Origin of the sequence: Cohnella soli (assembly GCF_042655525.1) — a bacterium.
Taxonomy (GTDB): domain Bacteria; phylum Bacillota; class Bacilli; order Paenibacillales; family Paenibacillaceae; genus Cohnella; species Cohnella soli.
Window position 1 is genome coordinate 282,869 of record NZ_JBHSMI010000023.1, and the last position, 24,970, is coordinate 307,838.

At 52.2% G+C, this 24,970-nt stretch carries 22 protein-coding genes; 13 read left to right on the top strand and 9 right to left on the bottom strand.

What is annotated here, in order from left to right; translation table 11 throughout:
* Positions 1-99 precede the first annotated feature (99 nt).
* The 5 genes from ACFPOF_RS11880 to ACFPOF_RS11900 all read right to left on the bottom strand — a co-directional run bounded on the left by ACFPOF_RS11880 (position 100) and on the right by ACFPOF_RS11900 (position 6,938).
* A complete protein-coding gene (locus tag ACFPOF_RS11880) occupies positions 100-2,124 on the bottom strand; it encodes a helix-turn-helix transcriptional regulator (RefSeq protein ID WP_378132773.1) in 2,025 nt (674 codons plus the stop codon).
* Positions 2,125-2,229: 105 nt separating this feature from the next.
* Complete coding sequence (locus ACFPOF_RS11885) at positions 2,230-3,336, bottom strand: Ger(x)C family spore germination protein (RefSeq protein ID WP_378132775.1); 1,107 nt, start codon at positions 3,334-3,336, stop codon at positions 2,230-2,232.
* Complete coding sequence (locus ACFPOF_RS11890) at positions 3,333-4,433, bottom strand: GerAB/ArcD/ProY family transporter (RefSeq protein ID WP_378132777.1); 1,101 nt, start codon at positions 4,431-4,433, stop codon at positions 3,333-3,335. Before ACFPOF_RS11890 ends, ACFPOF_RS11885 begins: the two co-directional genes overlap by 4 nt.
* Complete coding sequence (locus ACFPOF_RS11895) at positions 4,430-6,007, bottom strand: spore germination protein (RefSeq protein WP_378132779.1); 1,578 nt, start codon at positions 6,005-6,007, stop codon at positions 4,430-4,432. Before ACFPOF_RS11895 ends, ACFPOF_RS11890 begins: the two co-directional genes overlap by 4 nt.
* An 88-nt stretch (positions 6,008-6,095) precedes the next feature.
* The gene (locus ACFPOF_RS11900) at positions 6,096-6,938 is read right to left on the bottom strand and encodes an SDR family oxidoreductase (protein WP_378132781.1); all 843 of its coding nucleotides are present in this window, start codon (positions 6,936-6,938) and stop codon (positions 6,096-6,098) included.
* A gap of 135 nt (positions 6,939-7,073) precedes the next feature.
* On the opposite strand from ACFPOF_RS11900, the gene ACFPOF_RS11905 reads away from it, so the two are divergent.
* Positions 7,074-7,787 carry a DNA alkylation repair protein gene (locus ACFPOF_RS11905; RefSeq protein WP_378132783.1) on the top strand — a complete coding sequence of 238 codons (714 nt, stop codon included), beginning with the start codon at positions 7,074-7,076 and terminating at the stop codon, positions 7,785-7,787.
* 502 nt (positions 7,788-8,289) lie between these two features.
* Here the strand turns inward: ACFPOF_RS11905 and pdxR are convergent.
* Positions 8,290-9,723, bottom strand: a complete 1,434-nt coding sequence (pdxR, locus tag ACFPOF_RS11910; protein WP_378133135.1) for a MocR-like pyridoxine biosynthesis transcription factor PdxR — start codon at positions 9,721-9,723, stop codon at positions 8,290-8,292.
* Between the two features lie 136 nt (positions 9,724-9,859).
* Between pdxR and ACFPOF_RS11915 the strand changes: the two genes are divergently transcribed.
* The 4 genes from ACFPOF_RS11915 (at position 9,860) to ACFPOF_RS11930 (ending at position 13,574) form a co-directional block, all read left to right on the top strand.
* Complete coding sequence (locus tag ACFPOF_RS11915; RefSeq protein ID WP_378132785.1) at positions 9,860-10,447, top strand: DJ-1/PfpI family protein; 588 nt, start codon at positions 9,860-9,862, stop codon at positions 10,445-10,447.
* Positions 10,432-10,884, top strand: coding sequence for a RidA family protein (locus ACFPOF_RS11920; RefSeq protein ID WP_378132788.1), 453 nt, complete (start codon positions 10,432-10,434; stop codon positions 10,882-10,884). Before ACFPOF_RS11915 ends, ACFPOF_RS11920 begins: the two co-directional genes overlap by 16 nt.
* A 49-nt stretch (positions 10,885-10,933) precedes the next feature.
* Positions 10,934-11,749 carry a helix-turn-helix transcriptional regulator gene (locus ACFPOF_RS11925; RefSeq protein ID WP_378132790.1) on the top strand — a complete coding sequence of 272 codons (816 nt, stop codon included), beginning with the start codon at positions 10,934-10,936 and terminating at the stop codon, positions 11,747-11,749.
* Between the two features lie 799 nt (positions 11,750-12,548).
* Positions 12,549-13,574 (top strand): hypothetical protein, encoded by a 1,026-nt coding sequence (locus ACFPOF_RS11930; RefSeq protein ID WP_378132792.1) that lies wholly within the window; start codon positions 12,549-12,551, stop codon positions 13,572-13,574.
* 1,352 nt (positions 13,575-14,926) lie between these two features.
* Here ACFPOF_RS11930 and ACFPOF_RS11935 read toward each other — a convergent pair.
* Positions 14,927-15,202 (bottom strand): P-loop NTPase family protein, encoded by a 276-nt coding sequence (locus tag ACFPOF_RS11935; RefSeq protein ID WP_378132794.1) that lies wholly within the window; start codon positions 15,200-15,202, stop codon positions 14,927-14,929.
* A gap of 457 nt (positions 15,203-15,659) precedes the next feature.
* Here ACFPOF_RS11935 and ACFPOF_RS11940 point away from each other — a divergent pair, with 457 nt between their 5' ends.
* From ACFPOF_RS11940 to ACFPOF_RS11960, 5 genes are all read left to right on the top strand, one after another.
* Complete coding sequence (locus ACFPOF_RS11940; protein WP_378132796.1) at positions 15,660-16,103, top strand: RrF2 family transcriptional regulator; 444 nt, start codon at positions 15,660-15,662, stop codon at positions 16,101-16,103.
* A gap of 67 nt (positions 16,104-16,170) precedes the next feature.
* A complete protein-coding gene (locus tag ACFPOF_RS11945) occupies positions 16,171-17,070 on the top strand; it encodes an NAD(P)/FAD-dependent oxidoreductase (RefSeq protein ID WP_378132798.1) in 900 nt (299 codons plus the stop codon).
* Positions 17,071-17,237: 167 nt separating this feature from the next.
* The gene (locus tag ACFPOF_RS11950; RefSeq protein WP_378132800.1) at positions 17,238-18,530 is read left to right on the top strand and encodes an MFS transporter; all 1,293 of its coding nucleotides are present in this window, start codon (positions 17,238-17,240) and stop codon (positions 18,528-18,530) included.
* On the top strand, positions 18,514-19,440 hold the full coding sequence (locus tag ACFPOF_RS11955) for a polysaccharide deacetylase family protein (protein ID WP_378132802.1): 927 nt from the start codon (positions 18,514-18,516) through the stop codon (positions 19,438-19,440). Before ACFPOF_RS11950 ends, ACFPOF_RS11955 begins: the two co-directional genes overlap by 17 nt.
* A 110-nt stretch (positions 19,441-19,550) precedes the next feature.
* Positions 19,551-20,801 carry a TolB-like translocation protein gene (locus ACFPOF_RS11960; RefSeq protein WP_378132803.1) on the top strand — a complete coding sequence of 417 codons (1,251 nt, stop codon included), beginning with the start codon at positions 19,551-19,553 and terminating at the stop codon, positions 20,799-20,801.
* A gap of 23 nt (positions 20,802-20,824) precedes the next feature.
* Here ACFPOF_RS11960 and ACFPOF_RS11965 read toward each other — a convergent pair whose 3' ends face one another.
* Positions 20,825-21,307 carry a hypothetical protein gene (locus ACFPOF_RS11965; RefSeq protein WP_378132805.1) on the bottom strand — a complete coding sequence of 161 codons (483 nt, stop codon included), beginning with the start codon at positions 21,305-21,307 and terminating at the stop codon, positions 20,825-20,827.
* 146 nt (positions 21,308-21,453) lie between these two features.
* Here ACFPOF_RS11965 and ACFPOF_RS11970 point away from each other — a divergent pair, with 146 nt between their 5' ends.
* The 3 genes from ACFPOF_RS11970 (at position 21,454) to ACFPOF_RS11980 (ending at position 23,665) form a co-directional block, all read left to right on the top strand.
* A complete protein-coding gene (locus ACFPOF_RS11970; RefSeq protein WP_378132807.1) occupies positions 21,454-22,569 on the top strand; it encodes an MBL fold metallo-hydrolase in 1,116 nt (371 codons plus the stop codon).
* Between the two features lie 101 nt (positions 22,570-22,670).
* Positions 22,671-23,294 carry a hypothetical protein gene (locus ACFPOF_RS11975; RefSeq protein WP_378132809.1) on the top strand — a complete coding sequence of 208 codons (624 nt, stop codon included), beginning with the start codon at positions 22,671-22,673 and terminating at the stop codon, positions 23,292-23,294.
* 41 nt (positions 23,295-23,335) lie between these two features.
* The gene (locus tag ACFPOF_RS11980; protein ID WP_378132811.1) at positions 23,336-23,665 is read left to right on the top strand and encodes an MGMT family protein; all 330 of its coding nucleotides are present in this window, start codon (positions 23,336-23,338) and stop codon (positions 23,663-23,665) included.
* Here the strand turns inward: ACFPOF_RS11980 and pepT are convergent.
* A complete protein-coding gene (pepT, locus tag ACFPOF_RS11985) occupies positions 23,631-24,872 on the bottom strand; it encodes a peptidase T (RefSeq protein WP_378132813.1) in 1,242 nt (413 codons plus the stop codon). The two genes, ACFPOF_RS11980 and pepT, sit on opposite strands and share 35 nt — an antisense overlap.
* Positions 24,873-24,970: the final 98 nt, after the last annotated feature.

Sequence of the window (24,970 nt, forward strand, 5' to 3'; positions counted from 1 at the left end):
TGACGCATTATCATTTCTATTGAAATGTAGCACATCGACATTGGGAGTGATATTAGCCGAAAGGAGAAAAAAAGGAGTAGGCCCGCGGTCCCTCGTGTCCTACTTTCTATCCTTCACCGCCAGGAACTGCTGCGCCAGCACGGTTCTGTTTCTCACGCCGAGCTTGCGGTAGATGTGGCTTAAATGTTTCTTGACCGTAGCTTCGCTCACATACAAGGCGGCGGCCGTTTCTTGATTGGAGCGACCGTCCGCGACAAGCTCCGCTACCCGTTTCTCCATGGCGGTAAGCAGCTGAGCATTCGGTAAAGACTGCTTATCCGCCTCCACCTGAATGTCGAGCGTGGCAAGCACACGGTCCAAATACGCTGCAAGCTTGTCTCCCCTTCGATCCAGCACGAAGATCGGCGCGGAACGACTTTCGTCATAATCGCGGTGTTCGGCGCCCATTGCGATCTCGAGGCCGAGACCCAACATGACCGCGTTCGTGAAAGGATGAGGCGGCGGTGAGGCCACGCTGAAGTCCGCAGCGAACATATGCCGGATCAGCAACAGCCCTGCAAGCTGCAGCAGGACAGGGTCCGAGAAATCGTCGATATCGAGCGCTTTAATGAAGATACCCGCCTTGCGATCACCGGGGACGCGCAAGGCGTTCATTTCCGCCTCGGATAAACTTGCGAAATACGAGCGGGAAAGAGGGGTATCCGACAGATAACGCAAAGTATGTTCGTGAATGGGCACTGCGGCGAGCAAGCCCCGCACTTCGCCGGACCGATCGCGCACCAGCTTGACGATATCGGGTGATAGTTCGTACAATTCGCCCAAATCAAGATGCCGCAGCCCGTACAAACTTTCTTTCGCCGAGATCACATACTCGACTTTCTCATCCTGCTCGTATCCGGGATACGGGATTCTTAATTCTTTCGAATTCGTCCGGCGGTTCTCGATATAAGATTCGGCTTCGGTCCAATTGCCCGAATGCAGCGGCTCCAGCCCGTATTCGATCTGTTGATGGTAAAAAATCGACTGGAGAAGCTGGTCGCCGAAGTAGTAAACCCATTCGGCGTTCTCCCAGGCATTGGCCCGGCTGCGGGACGATGCGCGAATTTTGTGGCAATAGAATGCAATACAGCGGTTTCTTAGCCGTTCGAAACGCGCCGGAGACCGTAGTCGAAGCTCGTCGCGAATCGCGGTGCCAAGCAGGTCGTGCACATACCAGCCTCTGTCCCCTCGCTGCACGAACGACAAAGCTGCCAGTCGATTGAATTGCTCTGTAGGCACTTCCTTCTCCAGCACATAGGCGAGAAGCTCCTGGTTAAACAGCCTCAGCACCGCAGCGGCTTCAAGCGCTTCCTGCAAGCTTTCGGCGGGCGCTTCCCGAAGCCATATGTTGACGGCAAAGGCGAGCAGGTCGTGCGTCTCCGCCATCTCGCCCGTTTCAGTCTCCTGCAACGTCTTAACAAGCGTTGTCGATGTGAGCAGCGCCAACGTCAGCGGATGGCCGCGCGTCCGCAACCAGATCCGCCTCATTTTCTCCTCGTCGCGGATTCCGAGACGGGCGAGATAAAGGCAGACCGGCTCGTACTCGAGATCGGATAAGCGGATGCGGAATATCGTCCCCCGCCAGACAGGCGAGACGAGCCATAGTCCCTGCAACGGCACTCGCCCCGCAATCGCGAGGATGACGTGCAAATGACAGATCCTCTTGAAAAAGTGATCCCGCAGCCAGTTCTCCAGCTCGCCCGCTTCTTCGAACGTATCGAGCGCGATGACCAGCTTTCCCGACTTTTCAGTCGTCTCTCGGATGGCTTGCAGGCAAAGCTCCATTAATGCATGAACCGGAGCGCCAGGCTCCGGGAAAAGGCTCCGTCCCAGCAATTTAAGGAACTGATGACAGAAGTCCAGCGGATCATCCGACAGCATCCGGCAATCCATCATAATGAATGGCGCTCCCGCTTCCTCCGAAAGCTGTCGGTAGACGTCAAGCAAGCTGCTTTTGCCCACGCCTCCAGTTCCATAGACGTTAAACAGGCAGCCAGACGAATCGGGCGATGTCAGCTTTTCCCGGAATATACGGATTTCCTCGTCCCTGCCTACCAAATCAATCCGATTATCGTTGACGTTCATGATCCGTAATCCGCTCCGATCGTCCGAAAGTTCAACCTTCGGTGTGCATCTTCCTTTCGTTTTATTGTAGCATGCTGTACCCAGCTCGGGCATTTATGGATTCCGTTATTCCGTAATGCCAGTATTAAGAATCTCCAGGGACACACGTGTATCAAAGGAGACTCGAGGGTATTCTTTGTTCCAATTGATTTGTTTCCAGAAATCGGGGTAATAAGACATGAGCCGACGGGCGATACCGAAACCGTCATGGTTCGCTTGCTGCATCTTGTATATGACCTGTTCGGCTTTCTCGGTCAGTTCTTTAGAAAGCAACTTCTCCAATTGATGCATGACTTTCATTTTATATAAGTGATCGGACGGATCTTCGACGACGTATACTTTAAGTTTTAGTTGAAGCGTTGCTTTGATTCGATTTTGCGAAACCGATACGCGCAGCTTGCGATGGAATCGATGGACGGCAAAAGTGACAAAATCGTAGCTGCTGGCCTGCTCGCGATTGACCGACTTCAACGTTATCGTCAGGTTTTTGCTTTTGACGTCGGAAAGCAACAAATACAGCCGGGAATCGTCGATGTTTAACTTGCCCGTCATGGTAACGCCGCTGAAAAGAGCCAGCCCGTCGACGGTAGGAATGCCGTTGCTTGAGGTGAGATAGGGCAGACAAAAGTCGTAACCCCGATCAAGCGGATGTAAGGTCTGTAAATTCACGTTAGGGGTGATGTCCATGTCTTTGGTGCTTTTCAATAGTTGGTCGACAAATACGCCGATCGTTCGCGTACCGACCTTTTTCAGACGGATGAAGTTCTCCGCCGCTCCCTGCGTGACAGCGATTCTCGCACCGAGTGGACTTCTGGAATCTCGGTAGTACGCGTCCAAATAAGGCATGATGTCGTGATTTCTGACAAGATCTTCGCCGAATAGCAGCACGCGCATTTTGGCGGCCGAATAATTTCCGGCCACTTGGGCGTTAATGAGCTGTCTCGCGTTCTGGGTACTTCTTGCCACGACGGTATGGATTTCGTTTTTGTCCTCCACAGCCGTCTGTACGGCGAAATCGTCGCGGATGGAGACCGTCGCGCGGAGCATGCCGCTCTCGTCTTGGTCGAGCCCGCCGATGCTGATCGTCCTTTCTTCCTTCAGCAGCTGCTGGTCCCAGCAACCGGACAAGAAGACAAGCGCGAGTCCGAAGGGGAGCCAACGATACGGTTTCATGCGTCGGTTTGCTCCTTTCCTTTAATCCCCCGCACATAAGAGAGAAAGAGCATGAGCAGTGGGAGGAAAACGAAAGATACGCCGGCAAATACGTAAACGATGTTCTGCAGCCGATTGATCGCGTCCTGGTTGTGCGGGAATTCGGCGATAACGAGTATGAGCAGGGCGACGATCGGTATCGTTCCGCGGTGTCCTTTCTTGCCGAAGAGCGTGGAGACGGATTTCGCCGACATATATAAGTAGATAGCAACAGTGGAGAAGATGATAATCGCCCAGAAAGACAGAAAATACAAATCCGCACGTTCGATAATGGTTAACGACAATGCCTTAACCATATACAGTACGGGCTGCGGAATGATTTTGAGTTCCTCCGGACTAAAAACGACGAGACAAATGAATACAAGGAAGGTATACATGGCCGTCGAGAAAGTATTAGCGCTAAACAATGCCTTCAAAACGTCTTTACGGCTGCCTTGAACATACGGGAAGCAAAACAGCACAAGCTCAAATCCGTACAGGGAATAGGAGGCTTTAAGCGTGCCATGAGCGAGATTGGGTAACCCCGAGCGTGCCATCGGGAGAATATATAGGAGTTCGGCATTCTTGAACGCGTAGGCCGCGATGAAGATCAGTACGAATACCAATCCGAAAGTCATCACGCAGAAACGTGCAATTGTCCGGACATTCTCTCTAGCCAAATAGCCTGCTGTAGCCAGCATGAGCCCTAGAATGACCCATCGAGGCGTCTCGGAGAAGATCCAGTCGCGGGTTACGTCCGCGAAAAGAACCATGATCTGACCGGAGTTCAGAATGAACATACAGATGAAACATAAGTGAGCAATTTTCCCCGGTATCTTCCCTAACAGCAAGGGTAAATACTCGAGAAAGTTCGCCGCAGGAAATCTGCTCGCCAGTTTCCACATGACCCCTAGAATCACTGTCGTAGCCAAGCCTGCCAGTAGGACGCAGATCCACGCATCGTTCCGGGCAATCGTCTCAACCGAAGAAGGCAAGAACAATACGCTGATCCCAATTTGTGCCTGAATGACAAGGATCATGAATTGCCCCGGTGTGATTTTTTCCTTTGCGGCAATCATTCCTGGCGGCCCCCTTTCGCTTTTTTTTCTTGAACGAGCTTCTGCGGGCGTGCTGCAAGAGGGCGCTCGTTCAGCTTCCAGAAGGGCAGGCGGACAAACGCATCTTTCCAATCCAGAATACGCATGGGTGACATGGGGGCGAAGTAGGGCGTTCCGAACGACTCGAGTTTACAGAGGTGGATCAAAATCACTGTTAAGCTAAATACGATTCCGAAAAAACCAAGCAAGGATGCTGCAATCATCATTGGAAATCGGAGCAGGCGGACCGAGTAGCTCATTTCGTGCGAGGGGATGACAAACGATGCAATTGCAGTCAAAGCGACAACGATAATCATCGGGTACGAGACAAGACCGACGCGAACGACGGCGTCGCCGATGACCAGACCGCCGACGATGCCGATGGACTGCCCGAGAGGTCCTGGAAGCCGAATGCCTGCCTCCCGCAACAATTCGATCGTCAATTCCATGAAAAAAGCTTCCAGAATCGGCGGATAGGGTATTTTATCGATACTCCCTTTGATCTGGTAAAACACTTCGTTGGGAATGACTTCATAGTGGAACGACAGTACGGCGATATAAAACGCAGGCAACATAATGGCAATCATAAAGCTGAACAAGCGCAAGAGGCGGATGAACGATCCGGCAATCGACCGGCTGTTATAGTCGTCCGGGGACTGGTAGAAGGTGAAGAACGTAACAGGCATAATCAGCGCCGCCGGCGTATTATCCATTAGCAGGGCCACCCGCCCTTCCAGCAAGTTGCCGACGGCTCTGTCCGGTCTTTCCGTTTGCAGAATTTGCGGAAAAGGGGAATAAGATTGTTTTTCTATGTATTCGAGCACCAAGTAGCCGGACATAAGGTTGTCCGCGTCGATGGCTTTAAGTTTACTATCGATTTCTTCGACGAGAAGGGGATCGGCAAGATCTTTCAAATAGACGATGGATGCCCTCGTCTTGGTTAAGTTTCCAAGTGTATAGTGGCGCACGACAAGTCCGCGGTGGTGGATCTGCGAGCGGATGAGGTTTAAGTTGACGGGTAAGCTCTCAATGAATCCGTTGTGTGCGCCCTGAACCGCTTTTTCGTTCAGAGGCTCATTCACGCTGCGATTGTTGAAGCTGTTGACGAGAACCGCGTGGCAGTCCGCAGCGCCTTCAATAAATACGAGGGAGTGCCCGAGGAGCATAAGGTCGATCGCTTCCTCCAGGTCCGAAGGCTGAATGACGGAAGTCGCCGTCAAGACACGCATAAGGTCGTCCGATTGGGCGCGCGTAATCGGCTTGAGAATATCTTCGTGGATCTTATCGGAATCGCATGCGGTATCCATGTAGATCAGCAATCCATCGCGGTTCCCGAGCGAGATCGAACGGCTGACGATGTCTTCCGTTCCGGATAGCTTTTGTCTAACGAATCGTTCATTTTCTGAAAGTGCGGTGTAGAAGGCTGCCGCGTCGGCATGATGGGCCTCGTGCGGACTTCTTGAACGTTGACCTTGCTGCGACGTGGAGTTACTGTTGTTTCTTTTTTTGCCGCTCGTTCGCCGGTTGTTCATCAGCATATTTTTGAAAAAGCCCACGTTCTGCCGCGCCCCTCTCGTCCGAAATTACAGGGTATTGTTTCCAGAACGGAGGGGGGCTATTCGGCTAAACGGGGGATCGGACTTGTTACAGGCCCAGATGCAGCTTTCGCGTGTTTAGCATGCCTTCGAGGCCCGTCGGATCGTTTTGCGTTTTATGGGCGGTGAAAGCTTCGGCGGCTTCAGAAGTGCGCAGCCGAAGCGGCTTCTCTTCCCGCAGGACAACGTCGAACACGACTTCGGCTACGGAATCCGCGCTTTGCGGGACGGAGGCTCGCTTGGCGAAATTGCCTGCGTAAGTATCTATTAAAGATTTATATTCGTCATCAAGGATGCCGCCGGTCTCGCCCAAATTTTTATAAACAGTCTGGACGAAGTTTGTCGCGATTGCACCTGGCTCCACGAGCGTCACGTCGATGTTGAACAACGGCTTATAGTAGGTCGCCAAGCTTTCAAGCAGACCTTCGACGGCGAATTTGCTGGCGCAATAAATTTCGTTGAATGGCTGTCCAACCAGCCCGCCGACGCTTGAAGTAGCGAGAATGTGGCCTTTGCCGGCTTCGCACAGGAGGGGTAATCCGATTTTAATCGTGTTCATGACGCCGTAGACGTTCGTATCGAATACGCTTCTGATCTCGTCCATGGACGCTTGCCCGAGTGCTCTAAGGTAACCGAAGCCCGCATTGCAGAATAAGACGTCCAGCTTGCCGCCCGTCTTCCCGGCAATTGTTGCGAAAGCCTGCTGCAAGGAATCGGTGTCCGTCACATCCATCTTCAGCCAATGCAAATCGGGTTCGTTACCGTACGTGGCTTGCTCCCGTTCCAGATTCCGTGTGCCGGCGAATACCGTCCAGCCTTTTCTCGCAAATAACAAGGCGGTCGATAAGCCGATTCCGCTGGAGGCTCCTGTAATGGCGATTGTTTTGTTCATGAGGGTTCACTCCTGTTCAGAAATTAATTTGGATTTATAGTCTTCTCATCATAACAAATGCGGAGGTGAAGGAGGAGAAAGGTCGATCTGAAGAGAATGATTTGGGACCTGCATCTGCGGAAAGGAAGGGATGGCATGACGCTAACGATAGATGACGTAATGCTCCAGCTTAAGGAACTCGGAACGGAACAGACGAAGATGACGTTCATTCGCCATGGGGCTGGAGAGCCTTTATTCGGAGTGAAAGTCGGTGATTTGAAGAAACTCGTAAAAGAAGTCAAGAAGGATCAACAGTTGGCAAAAGCGCTATACGATACCGGTAATAGCGATGCGATGTACTTGGCGGGACTGACGGTGAACCCGAAGGCGGTCGATGCGGATATGCTGCGACGGTGGGCGCGGCAAGCCTATTGGTATATGCTCGCGGAGTATACGGTGGCAGGCGTTGCCGCCGAAAGCGAGCATGCGCTTGAGCTGGCGCAGGAGTGGATCGATTCTCCGGACGAGTTCGTAGCGGCTTGCGGCTGGAGCACATGGGCGAATTATATTTCCATTACGCCAGACGGAGAGCTCGACTTGGACAAGCTTCGTACACTGCTGCGACGCGTGGAACAGGAGATTCACGGGGAACGGAATCGTGTCCGTTACACGATGAACGGCTTCGTTATCGCTGTCGGCTCCTATGTGGCGCCGTTGACCGCGGAAGCGTCCGCAGTGGCCGAGGCGATCGGCAAAGTGCACGTCAACGTTGGCCAAACCGCCTGCAAAGTACCGCTCGCAACCGAGTACATCGGCAAAATAATCGACATGGACCGTGTCGGTCGCAAAAGAAAAACATGTATTTGCTGAGTTGCTTTCAGCGGAGCGGCGACGCAAGCGCCGGGAACGATTCCAACGCCAGTCCTTTTTCAGGGCTTGGCGTTTCTGTTCGCGCGCCTGGACTAGGTAGACACAACAGTGACAAAACCGGTTGAGATTCAAGCCAAGTCGCCTGGTTGCTGACGGGCAACTGGTGGAGAGATCCTGAGGTTGAAGCCTGCGACCGTAACATGAAGTGGATCCTGCCGTATCGTCAAAAGAACCCTATAAAGGCAAGAAAGAGCCGAGCCCTGGAATGCTGGGCAAAGACCATGTTTGCGTGAAGCTCAACCACTCCAATACGCACTTCCTTGCCGGCGAAGACGACCGTCAACTTCGATATGCAGCGGGCGCCGCGTCTTTTTGAACTCGAGAATGATGCTTTTGTCGTGAGATTTCGGAATCAGCATAGAAGGGTTCCGGAAAAATTAGGACACCCTTTTGAGGTGAAGTGTCGAGCATTGTTTCCGGCGTTTCGTCCTTCGCACGTTTCTTAAATCATAATTGCTTGCCATGCTTGCCGCAGCAGCCGAATGCCTTGTTCCATTTCTTCCCCGTTCAGACCTCCGTACCCGAGATATATTTCCGCTTCGTCTTGGTTGGCACGCTGCGTCGTATTCTGGTTGCCGTATACGAGCACCCCGACCTCTCTCGCCGATTGAATCAGCGATTCTGCACTTGCATCTGTCGCGATTGTCAAGGCCAAATGCAGGCCTGATCCACTGCTCGTAATTCGCACAGCGGCGGGCAATTCGCTGCGAATAAGCCGCACCAACTGCTCATGTTTGTCTCTGTACAGCCTGCGCAGCCGCCGCAAATGCCGATACCAATGCCCGCGTGCGATAAACAACTGCATCGCCCACTGGTCCATCCGCGAAGGAGAGGACAGCGTGCGTGCGAACGCCCGAAGCCTTTCGAGCAGATTCGGCGGCAAAATCATGTAGTTCAAGCGTAAAGCAGGCGTAAATACTTTCGAGAAGGTGCCAATATAGATGACGGCGCCTTTCTTGTCAAGTCCTTGCAGGGACGGAACGGGCTTACCGGACAGCCGCAGCTCGCCGTCGTAGTCGTCCTCGATTATGAAGCCTTCATGGTCATAAGCCCATTGCAGCAGCCGAAGACGTTCCGCATAAGGCATGGAAGCGCCGTCCGACCGATGCGAAGGCGTTGCGTACAGTAGCGGAGCGGGACGGTGGAGGCCGTCCGGCGAGGGCAAGTTATACGCTAGTCCCTGTTCGCTTACGGTGTAGGGTGCGATGTGAAAGTCGTTCTGTGTGAAAATCGGCCTGACTTGCGCTATGCCGGGATCTTCGATACCGATCGTGGCACCGTTGCCGAACAGCCGGGACAGCACTTGAACGCTGTAGCCAAAGCCGGAGCCAATGATCATCTGGTCTGGCGTGCATACGACGCCTCTGGAATGGCGCAAGAAAGCGGCAAGGCTTTCCCGAAGCGTCCATTCGCCGAAAGGATCGGAGTGATATTCGTGTAAGGAGCTGTTGTTCGCCGACAGCGCCTCCGCCATGGTCGATTTCCACAAGCGGAGTGGGAACGATTGCGGGTCGATGTTCAGAAGGCTGAAATCGATCATGCCGCTTGCCGGACGGGGGTTCGGCGCTTCCGGCAGTAGCGCGAGCCGGGCAGCTTGCTTCGGCGGCGCTCCGCTGGAAGCCGGACGAGTACGAATGTCGGGATTAATGACAATAATACCCGACCGTTCTTTGCTTCGTGCATAACCCTCCTCAACAAGCATTTGGTAGGCAGTTTCGATGGTCGTCTTGCTGACGTTAATTTGTTGGCGCAGCGAGCGGATCGAAGGCAACTTGACGCCATCCTGTACAATTCCGTCTTGGATTAATGTCCGAACATGGAGATAGAGCTGTTGATAGAGCGGCTTATCCGATTGGAAAGCAAGAGAAAGCTCGATGAGGCTCTCCTCCTAATCTGTACTCTAAATATATTGAAAATCTGCACCTTATTTAAGGGTCAATTTAATTATAAACTTGGAGCAGGCTATCAGCAACAGAGGTTATTTCTTAGAGGGACTGTGAGAAACAATGAGAATGGCGTTTATTTTATTCGATGACATGACGATGCTGGACTTTTCCGGCTTTCACAACGCCGTTACATGGCTGAAAAAGTGTGGAGTCATGGACGATCTGACATGGGATTATTGCTCTGGCTCATCAACGGTTCGGGATGATCGGGGCATGGTCGTGCAAGCGGATGCAGTCTATCCCGATCTATCCACGTACGATTTGATTTTTATTCCCGGTGGCATTGGGACGCGGACCCTTATTCACGATCAAGCTTTTATAGAGTGGATTCGGGCCGCGAAGGATGTTCCGTATAAATTTTCCGTCTGTACCGGAGCTCTCGTGCTCGGAGCTGCAGGTTTCACCAAGGACAGGACGATTACGACGAACCCGCTGTCCCTTGAGTTGCTGGAGCCTTATTGCAAGGAGGTGGTGAAAGCTAGGGCAATGCGGGACGGAGATGTTTTTACTGGAGGCGGCATTACGGCATCGATCGATCTTGGCTTATTTTTTATTGAAACGATTACGAATCGAGCGATTATGCAAGAAATTCAACTTCGTATGGATTACCCCTACTACAAATCGAAGGAGGAACAGACATGTCTGAAATCGTGAAAAGATTAAACGCATTAGGTATTACTCTGCCGGAGGCCAGTGACCCTGCCGCCCAATATGCGAACTATGTAAGGGTGCAAAATCTGTTATTTGTTTCTGGTAAAGGTCCGGTGGGCCATCCGAAAGGCAAGCTGGGCAGCGAGTTTACGACTACAGAAGGATATCAATATGCAAGAGAGGCTGGAATCGAGGTGCTCGCCGTCGTTCAGTCTGCTTTGGGCTCATTGGACAAGGTCAGGCGCGTCGTCAAAATCCAAGGATTCGTTAACGCGACTGCCCAATTCGAAGAGCATCATAAGGTGCTTAACGGCTGTTCCGATTTAATGCGGGAGGCGTTTGGCGAACGGGGAACGCATGCACGATCGGTATTCGGCGCTGCGTCGGTGCGCGATAACCTGCCGATAATTATCGATTCTATTTTTGAAGTTGAGGAGTAGAGAGCACTGCAACAGGTGAAAAGCGCAGCAAAGGAGTGAATTAAATGAGATGAAATATATGCAAATTGTATCGCTATTTAGTCTGACCGTTTTGCCGCAATGCCAAGTGACGCTGCGAAATGAGCTGAAGCAGCTTTATTTATTCGAAGGTTCCGCTGCAGTGGAGGTCACCTGGAAAGGTAAATCTACCGTAGCGAATCAAGAGGATATTGTAGTCGGAGAAACGTTTCAAATTAAGAACACGAGCGCAATCGCCGTGAAGCTGAAGGGCATTGCGCTCAGAACGACTCATTTCAAGTTGCCAAGTAAAACGATTGTGTTGGATCGTGAATCCGCGCCGCACATCGCTTGTCTCATTCACTCGAACGAAGAGACGGTCGAACGTCTTCTAACCGAAGCCGAAAATCAAATTGCGCAGTTGTGCGAAGCATCGGTCGAGCAGGTAAACGGTAGACCCGGTTCCAGAGAGGCAACCGATTCGTTGCGAAAGCAGACGGGGAGAATCGATAATCGGCTCATTGTTGCCAACCGACATATCCGGAGGCATTACGATCAGCCGCTTACTTTGCAGGTACTCGCTGATTTGATTTGCTGTAATCCGGTTTATTTTTGTAACACGTATTCGAAAGTGTTCAAAATATCGCCGATGAAAGAATTACAGACGATTCGAATGAATAAAGCGGCAGAATTGCTGCGTTCGACGCACAAGAGCATTAAAGAAATAGCGGCCAATCTTTGTTATGTATCCAGCTCCCAGTTTTCAATGAAGTTCAAGGAATATTACAATTGCACTCCTAACGAGTACCGAAGAGCCACGAGCCTTCAACGTAGCAACGAGGACGCGCGGGATACAGTCAGCTTGTAGGAAAATACGGAAGAGGCCTAGGGAACACTCTCAAGATGGTAGAACTCGAGTACTCGAGTCTGCAGGGGGCGTAGGAACATTCCCGTCTGTAGCACCTAATGGCATTTTCCCAAGGACAGCCCAAGATGGTAAATACCTAAATCTTCGTCCTCCGGGCCGCTCCCGCGCTTCGCTTGGGCTACGTCCTCCACCGGGACAATTACATTCAGTTTTCAAGGAACAAAATCAGAAGAGCAACACCTTAACCAGGAGCTGCTCTTAGCATACAAGGGGATATAAGATGCCAAATAGAGAATATTCGGAAGGTCAGCATAGATGCTCACCGGCAAGTTGGGCTAGCTGTACTTCCCATTCCGTACGAGATCGGCGATGTCCTTGGCATCTTTGTAATCGTTCTTGGTCGGTGAATTTATCCTCTAGCTCCTTGCTTTTGCATACGTTATGCGGGAAACAATAACGAGCCTGGCATAGATTGTTCTTAAACTCCATTTGAACACTCCAATGCTTGTTGCTAAAAAAGTCTATTTTCTTTAGTATATACTAAGGCATTGCTGGATGATAATTCCTTCCATTTAATTGTTTTGCTGTTCAATGATTATATGGAAAATTGAGAATTTACAGGGAAAATCAGTGTAACTCAAGTGATTCATTTCAGAAATTTTTTTGAGGGGGTTAAAAACCAGTAGAGTAATACCACTGAGAAGGTTATCTGGTATGTACTCAATATTGTAAACAAGGAATAAAACAGGTTTTCTAGAAAGAGAAAAATGCCAATTTATTATTTAGGATGTGAGTTAATATGATGAAATCTCTCAAAATTGATTATTATCATGATGCATATAGTACAGAAGCAGTAAATTGTATTGACCAGCCAATTGCCGGTGCGGCAGGAAATTTTAATTATCATAATTTTTTTTATTATTGCTTCTACTTGACTCTGCATAAGAACTGGGGGTTTGCACAAAACAAAGACTTTGTAGAAACTAGAAATCAAATTCTAAATAAAATGGGATTAACATTAAAATATTGTTTAATTGAAGACCCTAATGAACTTCTATCATCAATACATAATTTATTGGACAATAACTGCCCTGTAGTTATTGTTCCAAAAAGGAGAACTTTACCATATGATTATACATATGGGGATTTAAATGTAAATATAATGCATGGGGTTTTATTTACTGATTATGATTTAAATAGATCCGTATTTGTTGTAAGAGATGTTGCGCATATTGAATTGAGTGGAGCCAAATATGCAGGTACTGGGTATGGACTTTTTAAACTTTGGTTAAGCGAGGAAATAGTAAGAGATATTTGGTTGAAAACAAATGAAATTTATAGGAAAGAGGATTTATATTTTCTAAATAAAATTCTTTTTATTGAAAAAAATCGCAGCTCAAAAATTAATAGTTTTTCTGAATTGATTGAGGATTTTATTGAAAATTTTAATTTTAGCCATAATAATTTTGCCAATGCTATTGCTGATTGTAGTGTTGAGGACTTTTTGGATAATGGATTCGTCGCAAACTTACGGAACACTTACCAGCTATCTATGACTGTAGTTTTTGATGTACTTGAAAAATCATTCGAGTCGTTAAGTCAAAATATTGAGGAAAGAAAAACTTTTCATGAATTTAAGGATAAGTATTTAAGGTCAAGATACTTATTGATCTCTAAGCTTCATGCTGCGGCGTTAAGGAATAAATTTATTGAATCCGACGAGAAGAAGAAAATTATTAATGAGATACTTAAAAATGACAATGAATTATATTTACTAATAAACGAACTTTATATTAGAGATAAAAAGAAAATTCAAGGTGACTAACTTGTTAATTTCTCGAATTTTTCAACTGTAGTTGCTGATAGCGAAAATGTAAATCACCCGGCTTTTTTTGCTACTAACGGAAATCTTGATACTATCTGGGTAATTAGCACATTTGACACACATTGGTTAATCCTATGTTTAAAATCATGAGAATTTCCCCAAAAAAATCGCGATGATCTTAGGATGAGAATTTCCAGTACAGTAGACATGGTTTACATGGAGTGGCGGGCATGATAGGCTCAATAGCCTCTGCGAAGCTCGTGGCTTCGCCCTTCGCAGTGAATCATGCTCGTAGAGGCTCCATGTCAACCATGTCGTCAATTTCCAGCTACATACGATTTTTATGGGGAATCTCAGTTGATCAAAGTGGGGAAATTGTCGGGATTAAATACAATCCTAGACTTAGGGCAAGGAAAGATAGGCGACGGCCTGTGCCAGTTGTGCTTTGCGTGATGAGTTTTGCTCTTCGGTAGCTGCGAGCAACCGGGATGCATCCGCCGGCATTTTTCCAAAATGCTCCGGTAGTGGTGGCCGCTTACCGGCTCTTTCCCCAATAACGAGCTCACGAACGCGCCATGCTAAGGTGAAGGACTGAAATAAATTCAGCCCCTCTTCATCCCTCTACAGATTTCCGATGTTCGTCATTCATGTGCATGCGATTACCAAAGCGTTTTTAGTCCGTTACATTTGGCTTAACCACTTAACCTCATGCTCAAAACTGCGCCAGTTACTTCGCTGGCGCTTCTTCGCGTACCACTTCATAAGCCGAGTTCGGATAACCAGTCTAACCGCACCGTCTACGCCTGCCGCAAGGATGAACAGCGTGCTTCGGAAACATTCGAGAAGGAGCATCGCTGCGGGTTTCATACTGTGCAGAAAGTCATTGTCGAAGAGAGAGTCAGCAAGGCAACCCCACCGGGTGAGACCGCCCGTCAAAGGATGCCCGGCATCGAGTAGTTAGACGATCTATCGCTTGCACATCGAGATCGTGGCTCCGAGCGAAGAAGCGCTAGCCCACTTTCGTCACTAGGAGTCGGCATTTGATCTGATGACCGACTTTCGCGACGACCAGCGACTGCCTGACGTACAAGTGTTGCAGCTTTACAAGGAACAGCATGAGGTAGAGGGGCTCCTGAGGAGGCACTATGACCAAATATCGTTAATCCTGCGGTTGTATAGTCAGGGAATCAGCCAACGTAGCATCGCCCCCAGGTACTCCTTCCTACGCAATTCCGTTTCCAATATCATTCAAAAGGTAGCAGAAATTAAGCATCGCCTGGCCGTTAGTAAAAGGAAAAGGAGGGCTCGCGCCTTCCAATGAAATTTCAATTCACTACTCTACTGTGAGGCTTTTAGCTGGCAAAAGCGGGCTCGACTTCGTTCTTAACGAGCGAATAATATTCAGATTCATTGGAGAGTAGTTCATCATGTGTGCCGCTCTCAATAATCGTTCCTTTCCGCAAGATGAAGATACGATCGGCATCTTGTATGGTAGATAAACGATGGGCTATGACGATTATTGTCCGGGTTTTGCGAAGCAGGTCCAGTTCCTGTTGAACTTTTCTTTCGGTTACCAGATCGAGAGCTGAGATCGCTTCGTCCCAAATAAGCAACTCCGTATCCTTCAACAGCGCCCTCGCAAGAGCGATTCGCTACCTTTGCCCGCCCGAAAGCGTAACGCCGCGTTCACCAATGACGGTGTCGTATCCGAGCTGCATGGCTCAACGCCCAACTCGGTTATGACAGTTTCAATCTTTATACTAAAACCCATGGTCGGCCGCCATCGCCTTCTGAGCTATCCAAAATCGTTCTTTTTTTGCGCTTTCACGGCTGGCACGAGCAGATTGCTGGTCGAAAAAACGATTAGTATTGACGAGTACCTAAGATGATGGGATACGAGGTGGATAGGCTTCACGACATTAATCCGATGGATGGCAATGTGCCTGGGTGAAGGCGCATGAGGAGCGAACTGCCCGCAAAGGCTAGTGCCATGTCATGTACTATGTGCTGCCACCTTGACCGCTCCTTCCATCCGCGCTACAATTAAAGACAACTCGAGTCCATAATAACAGGAGGCCTCCCATCATGAAATACTCCAGTGCGACGAATTACGCCCTTCATACGATCGTTTATTTGGTGATCGCGCCTGCGGGCAAGTCGCTTGGGGTGAAACCTCTCGCCGACAAGCAGAATCTATCGCAAGCTTATCTTTCCAAAATTATGGCGAAGCTCGTCAAAGCCGGTTTCGTCGAATCGACGGTTGGTGTCAACGGAGGTTACCGACTGACAAGGCCGCCGGAGAGTATCAGTTTCATGGAAGTTATCGAAGCGATCGAGGGAGAAGAGGCTTTGTTTGCATGTGGCGATACCCACGAGCATGCGATTCGCGTCTCGGGTTGCTTGATTCAAGGCGTCATGGATGAAGCGGAACGCGCGATGGAGCAAGTGCTTCGCGAGCGAACGATTGCGCAAGTCGCCCAGCGGATGGGGGAAGAATGCCGGGCGTTCGTGAGGAGAGAGGCGCAATAATTTTTTTTGTCGGAATTAAAGACAAGTTGAGTCCATAATAGGTAAACATACAAAGGAGATGAACGAGATGTTGGATTGCGCAATTATCGGCGGAGGGCCGGCTGGTTTAAGCGCCGCTCTTGTGCTTGGAAGATCGAGAAGGAATGTCGTTCTGTTCGACGATAATCAGGCACGCAACAAGGTGACGCATGAGTCGCACGGCTTTCTGACACGTGACGGTGTGAAGCCGAGCGAACTGAGAGAAATCGCGCGCCGGGATTTGGCGAAATATCCGTCGGTCGAGCTGCGGGATGTGTCGATCGCGCAAGCGTCCAGGCAAGCGGACGGGACGTTCCTGTTGACGACAAGACAGAACGAACATGTGCGCGCCCGCAAAATCATTCTCGCGACAGGACTGAAGGACATACTGCCCGACATCGCGGGACTCAAAGCATTTTATGGCCAAACGTTGTTCAGTTGTCCGTATTGCGACGGTTGGGAAATAAGAGATCAACCTTTGGTCGTGATTTCTGAGCAGCCGCACGCGTACCATATGGCCATCACGGCGAGCAACTGGAGCATGGATCTTGCCGTGTGCACGAACGGCGTGGATGCGCTGACAGCAGAGCAGATCGCGAAGCTGGCAAGCAAAGGCATCCGCACTTACAGTCAGCGCATCGCCGAACTGCAAGGACGGGAAGGCAAGCTGGAAAACATCGTCTTCGCGGATGGAACGGCGCTGCCGCGAGCGGCGGGTTTCGTCGGCGGTCAGCTTGCGCATGCGGCACCCATCCCCGAGATGCTGGGTTGCGCGATAAATGGAAAAGGCGGCATTGTTGTCGACGAACTAGGCAAATCCAGCGTTGAAGGGGTATATGCGGCTGGAGATAACGCGATCGTGTCGCCGTCGCAGATTGTCATCTCGGCTGCGGGAGGAACCCGCGCGGCGATGGGCGTGAACTCCGCGCTGACGTTCGAGGACTTCTAGAGGTAGTTAACCTTCTCGGTGCTGATTATCGGGCGCTTTGAACACCAACCTCCAATCTTTTCCACCCTGGAAGGAATTGCCCTCTCAACAAGCGAATAAGGATGAAGAACAGCGCATGTATGCGATTTCAATGCTGGTCTAATCACGAATGTTGCGGGGGTACTTCCATGAGAAGCAAGTATGTGAATTCACCGATGATGTACGCGTTCGGCATGCTGGCGATGATGATTCCGAGCCAGGCGTTCAGCACCTTCTACAGCTATTATTATGTCGATACGCTCGGCCTCAGTCTTGCTCTTGCGACGGTCGCCCGCACCGTCTTTCTGATCTGGGATGCGGTCAATCAGCCGCTTGTCGGCTATTGGTCGGACAGGACGAATACGAAATACGGCCGCAGACGTCCATGGATTTACGCGGCGATTCCGCTCTTCATGCTTACATTTACGATGGTGTTCTCCCCGCCGAAGGACTTATCCGAAGTCGGTTTGTTCACTTGGTTCCTGATCGCACTCGTCTTGTACGAAGCGGTTGCGACGGTCATTTGGGTGAACTACGGCGCGCTTTTCCCCGAGCTTTTCCGCGGCGATCGCATCAGGGCGAAAGCATCCGCCGTCCAGCAAGGTTGGCAAATCGTCGGGATTCTAATCGGTACGGCTGCGACGCCGATCCTATATAAGGCGATCGGTTTCGGACCGATGGCGATCGTCTACTCGTTCCTGTTCGCCGGATTCATGCTGCTGTGCCTTCGGAACGTGAAGGAGGACGAGGAAGCGGTCAAGCTGCCGCAGCTCGGCTTAAAGGAAGCGTTCCGCGAGACGTTCAAGAACAAAACGTTCTGGCTCGTCAACGCCGCCAATTCTTTCGCTCAGACGGTGAACGGGCTGCTTGCGGCGACGATTCCTTTTTACGCGAAATACGTCCTCCGGATTCCGGAAGAGCAAAACACGTATTTGCTCGCTGCAGTGTTCGTGTCGGTCATTCCGCTTGTCGGGGTCTGGTTCTGGCTCATTCGAAAAATGGACCCGGTTAAAGGCTGGAGGCTGTCGCTCGTCGCTTATGCGTTGTCCGTAATTCCACTATGGTTTGGCACCGACCTGACGAGCGGCATTATCGCCGGGGTTTTCGCAGGCTTCGGATTAGCAGGTTTCCTCGTGACCCCGCCGATCGTGAACGGTATCATCATCGACAGAGACTCCGAGAAAACCGGAAGTCGCCGGGAGGGCGTCTACACGGCAGTCAGCGGTTTCATTATTCGCTCGAGCGGGCTTATCTCGGCGGTCGCTTTCCTGATCGTCGGCGTGATTTTCGGTTACAAAAGCGGCGACGAGCCCGGGCCGGATCCTGAGTCGACGTTCCGCTACTTGATATGTGTCGTTCCGCTCATTTTGCTGGCTGTATCCGTCGTCATCTCGTTATTCGTTCGTCTGGAAAGGACGTCAACTCATGAGCCGCGCGTCTAATAGACATTTGATCATCAACTGCGACGACTTCGGGCAAAGCGCGCCGATGAACGCCGCGATTATGCACTTGCTGGAGGAGCGTAAAGTATCTTCCGCCACGATTATGGCGCCGGCGCCAGGCTTCGAGGAGGCGGCTGCCTGGTGCAAACGCAGAGGTCAGACCAACGTCGGGCTCCATCTGACGCTGACGAGCGAATTCGATGCCATCCGCTGGCGCAGCTTGACCGGTCATCCGTCTTTGCACGACGAGAGCGGGTACATGCACAAGACAGTCGAGCAATTCGAGCGTCAGGCGGACACCGAAGCTGTCGTGAAGGAACTGCTTGCTCAGCATGAGAAAGCGACGGCGGCAGGCATCTCGCTCAGTCATGCCGACAATCATATGGGCAGCCTGTACGGCACGGAGACGGGCAGAACCCATATTCCCCAAGCGCTTCGCCTATGCGCGAAATGGAAGCTGCCGTTTCGCCTGTTCCGTAAAGTCCATCCTGCCGACCCGTTGCTGGCGGGCATTCCGGGCGTCGAGGGTATCGTCGCTAAAGCATCTGCGTTGGCCGGCGTCATGGGGGTCGCCATTCCGGACTACTTACTGTCGCACTCGTTCCATATCGAGGAAGGCGAGGATTATGAGCGCTTTAAGGCGATGATGATCTCCAAAATGTATGACTTGCCGGAAGGGATCAGCGAGACGTACATCCACCCGGCGATCGAAGATGCGCGGTTGTCGGAAGAAGTGCCCCATTGGGGAAAAAGGGTATGGGAATACCGGCTCATGCTGGATGATGACTTCGCCTATGCCCTGCGAGATGCGGGTGTGAATCTGACGAATTACGATGAAGTGAGGAAGCACGGCAAGCGATCGAGGGTGGGATCGGCGTTCGCGCTTGCGCGGGCGCTCATGCGTAAATAACCGATGCGCCGGGCGACAACGCCCGGCGCATAATTTTTCCATGTGCGGCACAACGTAGAAACGGCCGATCGACATCGGACTTTCACCTCGAACAGGAGCTGCGCGATAGCATGAATGGAAAGAAGATCGGATTATGGACGTGTGCGCTTGTTATGGCTCTTTCATTAACGGGTTGGCCCGCGGGGCGCTCATACGCGAAGCCGGCGACCGGCCTCGAAGCGGCGTTCGTCCGCGATGGGGACTTGTGGGCGAAGAAGGCGGACGGCAAAGAAAGGCGGCTTACGCAAGGGGATAAGGTCCAGCGGCCGCTATGGTCCAACGACGGGGAATGGATCGCGTATCAAGTCGCAAGCGATGCCCGGCAGACGCTTAAGCTGCTCCATGTGCCGACGGGAGCCGTACGGGAGATCGCCTCGGGCGGCTGGATTACGGCGCAGTGGGCGTCGGAGAAGAACGATCTGGCCTACGCGGTCGAAGGCAAGCTAAGCTGGCTGCGCGCGGACAAACCGAAGGAAGCTCCGAGCGAGATCGCCCGGGACATTAGCGGTTTCTCATGGCTACCGGACGGTCGAGGCTGGATCGCTTCCACGCAATCGAAGCTGCTAAAGGAAAACGACTGGACGCCCGTCCGCATTGTTCGCTACTCCAAAGCGGGGACGGCTCCGAAGACGCTAAGGGAACTGCCGAAGCCTTCGGACGCTTTTTTCGTCGTCGGCACGAGCGCGTTCAAATTTTCTCCGACCGGCAAATGGGTGGCATTCCTGGCCACGCCGACCGCTTCGTTGTCTGCCGACGGCAACGCGCTTTGCCTCATGTCTGCGGATGGAGGTGCATTTTCCAAAATCGCGGATATGTTGAACGACGAAGAGTGGTTCCAGTGGGCGGATAGAGGCGAAAGACTTGCGTACATTGAAGGCGTCGGACGAGAGGCGACAAGCAACAAGCGATTGATGCTGTTGAACGCGCCCGACGGCAAACCGATCCGGCTAACTCCCGAAGGATATGTCGACCAAAGCTTCACCTGGCAAGGGGGGGACCGTGTCATCGTCGCTCGCGCCGAAGAGCGCAAGGACGGCGTCAATTCCGCTTCGTACCCGCCGTCCAGCCTGGTCGAAATCAAGCTGCAAGGAAACCGTCCGCACCGGCTGCCGGCACCGCCCGCAGGTTATTCGGATACGGGTCCGCAATATTTTCCGCGCGCGAACCGATTAACCTGGGTTCGAACGAACCGGAGCCAGGCGGACGTCTTCGTCTCCGGCAAATCGGGCAACGGGTCGGCGAACTGGATCCCGAACCTCGATCCCGTCGCCGATTATTACGGCAGATGGAATTGGGAAACCGTACTGGCGATTCGTTCTTGACGATTCGCTGCCACGGTCCCTTGTTAGTTCGAACCTGCGGAAGCCATTCCATTAAAGGCGACCGGCCCGTCCAGAATGAGGGCGTTATCTCCAAGTCTCGCGGTCGACGTAATAAAAAGGCTGTATCGAATTTGTCCTGGAGCGACGACGGAGGCGGACGGGAAATCGCAAGCTGTGATCGAGATCGGTAAAATCGTCAACTGGTTCGTCCCAAAAGTAACGTTCATCGTATAGATGATCGTTCCCGTACTGGGTATGCCGGTACCGTCACGAGTGATCCATAGCGTCATCGTGGGGGGCTCTCCTTCGAAACTGCTTGGCCTTCTTACCGTAACTGTTCCGGACAACCATACCCTTACATTGCTTTGATTCGGGGTTCCGACGACTTGCAGCGTCTGAATACCCAGATCACCGATAAAGAGGGGAACGTCCATTGTGATTTCCTGAGTACCTAAGTTGTCGGAACGGTTTTCCGACAATCGCATGTCTAGAAATTGAATCGACAAGACCATCACTCCTTTTCTACTAAGCTATGCTTGAGTCGGACAAGGAGTGAGCCTGTTTGCGATGAGCGGCGTTTCGGGTTACGATTATCGGTAAAACAAAGCGAATCCGCGCTCTCGCCGGCATAAGCCGTAGCGGCAGAAAGGACATGCCTATGCTCATCGCATTCGTCATCCTTGTCTCTCTCGTATTGATTGCAGTAATCTTCGTCTCCGTGTACCCCGTACTCGGCGGCAGCCCTTTCCGGGCAAGCAGATTGCCGCTGCTGCGTTCCCCGAATTACAGGGACGGTAAATTCATCAATCAAGTCCCGACCTCGCTAAGCATGAGCTTCGGCCAGACGCTGAAGCTCATGTATGAATTCGCCAAAGGCGAACCGAATCGCAAGCCGAAGCAGCCGTTGCCTGTTGTTCCGTTGTCGGTGGACAAGCTGCTGGCAAAGAACGAAGAAGGGAAGGCGCAAGCATCCGTCACCTGGTTCGGGCACTCCGCCGTACTGCTCCGCATCGACGGACTCACCTTGTTTCTCGATCCGATGCTTGGCAGGGCTCCGTCTCCTTTTCCGATATTCGGGAATGCGCGGTACAGCCGAAAGCTGCCGATCGAGATCGAGGAGTTGCCGGAGATTGACGCCGTTATTTTCTCGCACGACCACTATGACCACCTGGATTACGGCACGATTCGGAAGCTGCGTCATAAGGTCAAACGTTTCTTAGTGCCGCTTGGCGTTGCCGCCCATCTAGAAAGGTGGGGCGTTGATCCGTCGTGCATCAGCGAGCACGACTGGTGGGAAGAGATCGAGTATGCGGGCTTGAAGCTGGCTACGGCGCCTGCCCGCCACTTCTCGGGGCGTAACGTCGTCGGCCGGAACGGGACGTTGTGGTGCTCCTGGATTATCGAGGGTAAAAACGAGAAAGTTTTCTACAGCGGGGATAGCGGCTATGGGCCTCATTTCAAGGAAATCGGCGAGCGGTACGGTCCGTTCGACTTGGCGCTTATCGAATGCGGCCAATACGACGAACGCTGGTCTGCCATCCATATGATGCCGGAGGAGACGGTGCAAGCGAATGTAGACGTACGCGGCCGTGCGATGGTGCCGATTCATTGGGGCGGATTCACGCTTGCGATGCACGACTGGTTCGACCCGCCGAAGCGCGCGATCAAGGCGGCCCGGGAGAGGGGCGTAACGATAGCGGTGCCGCGGATCGGGGAGACCGTCGCTTTTCCTGCAGCCGAATACCCGGCCGACGAGTGGTGGAAGTAGCGTCACATTTTCCCACTGGCAATTCTCTCCCATCCTCGCATGGAAAATATGCTAGAATGGGCTTACGAATGTTTGATGTCTGTCTATTGGAGGAGAACGCGATGATCGATTTTTCTGCAGCGGAAACCGGGCATCGGGAGCCTTTGCAGGGGGACGACACCAAGACCGGCCACTACGAGAAAATCAGGGAAGACATCCGTCATGAGATGAAGCTGCGCATGCGCCAACGCGACCGATACGCGGCCCAGATGGCGGTATTGCTTACGCTGTTGTTCGTTGCGGGCGCGATATCGGCCCAATGGCTGCTCGCGCTTGTCGCGGTGCCGTTCCTGTCGGCGTTCTACACGGCGCAATTGCTGTACAGCTATCGAAAGCATGATCTGCTGGCCCAGTATATGAGAGAAGTCGTCGAACCGGAGCTCGCTGATCTTCATGGCACAGACCCGGCACGGGAATGGCAGACATACGAGTACAAGCTGGCGGGAGCGGGCCATTTAAGGGGCTTTTATTTGTGGACGATGTGGGCGGTCGGAGCAGGTGCGCTCTCTTACATTTGGTTTAATATGAACGACGGCTGGCGGACGGCTTATTACGTTTGCGCGGGAATCGGGGCCGTCGGCATGCTGCTCGTGACAGCCGTATTCGCGGGCGATACGTCCAGACGAAGAAAAAGCCGGCGCAAAGGGGCTTCGCAGCGCTCGTTGTCCGGCACGTACTTGTCTTAATTGCACTTGCACTTGCTCGGGAAAATGGAGGAGAATGCGGTATGTTGCCTTTTACGGAACGGGTGGTCAACATCATTCTGGGAATCCCGGAAGGGCGCGTCATGACGTACGGTCAGATCGCGGAAGCGGCGGGCAGCGCGCGAGGCGCAAGGCAAGTCGTGCGTATTCTGCATTCTCTGAGCGAGAAGCACGGCTTGCCTTGGCATCGGGTCGTGAACGCGAAAGGGGAAATCGCCCTCCAGGACGAGGAAGGCCGCTATTCGCAGCGCATGTACCTGGAGAGCGAAGGCGTCGAGATCGGCCTCGGCGGCCGAATCGACTTGGACGAATACCGGTTTATTCCTGAAGTCCCCGCTGCTCATAAAGCTTGATAATCTCGACGATCACCTGGGTCGCTTGTACCATTGTGTCGACGGACACGTACTCGTAACGACCGTGGTAGTTCTCTCCCCCGGTGAAAATATTCGGAGTCGGCAATCCCATGAACGATAGCTGAGAGCCGTCGGTGCCCCCGCGAATCGGTTGGACAAGCGGCTCGATGCCGAGGTTCGTCATCGCTTGGTGGGCAATGTCGAACACGTGCTTCACCGGCTCGATTTTCTCGCGCATGTTGTAATACTGGTCTTTAATCTCCAGCTTCACGCGATCCGCCCCGTAAGTCTCCTGCAATTCCTCCACGATCGTCTGCATCTCGGCTTTGCGGCTTTCAAACCGTTCCCGGTCATGGTCGCGAATGATGTAGTGCAGCTTCGCTTCATCTACCGTCCCGTTAATGGCGACGAGGTGGAAAAACCCTTCGTAATTTTCCGTATACTCGGGCGCTTCCTCGGCAGGGAGGCGGTTGTTGATTTCCATCGCGATCTTCGACGCATTGATCATTTTGCCTTTGGCGGTGCCGGGATGCACGCTTTTGCCTTGGACGGTAATTCGCGCACCCGCTGCGTTAAAGCTCTCAAATTGCAGCTCGCCTAGCGGACCTCCGTCCAGCGTGTAGGCGTATTTCGCGTTGAAAGCGGCGACGTCGAATTTGTGCGGGCCTCTTCCAATCTCTTCATCAGGCGTGAAGGCGACACGCACGCGGCCGTGTTTGATTTCCGGATGTTTGATCAAGTAGTCCATCGCGGTCATAATCTCGGCGATGCCGGCTTTGTCGTCCGCGCCGAGCAGCGTTGTGCCGTCGGTCGTGATGAGCGTCTGATCCTTGTAGCCCGCCAGCTCCGGGAAGTCGCGCGGGGACAGTACGACGTTATCCCGTTCGTTCAGAACGATATCGCCGCCGTCGTAGTTCTCCACGAGCTGCGGCTTTACGTCTTTGCCTGTCAAGTCGGTCGCCGTGTCGAGGTGGGCGAGGAAGCCGATCGTTGGCACGTCTTTATCGGTATTGGCCGGCAGCGTCGCCATGACATAGCCGTTCTCGTCGATCGTAACGTCTTGCATGCCGATCTGCTTCAGTTCCTCGACGAGCATGCGGCCAAGCACGAGTTGACCATCCGTCGTCGGGCACGTCTGGTTGTTTTCGTTAGACTGCGTGTCGACTTTCGCGTACGCGGTGAACCTTGCGATGATGTCATTTTTCACTTTGAACTCATCTCCTTGCCGCTATTGTACCAGAGAACGGGGTCGTGGAAAAATCGCGGGAACAAGGGGGCATGGGAGGGAAGAAGATGGCGCTCACT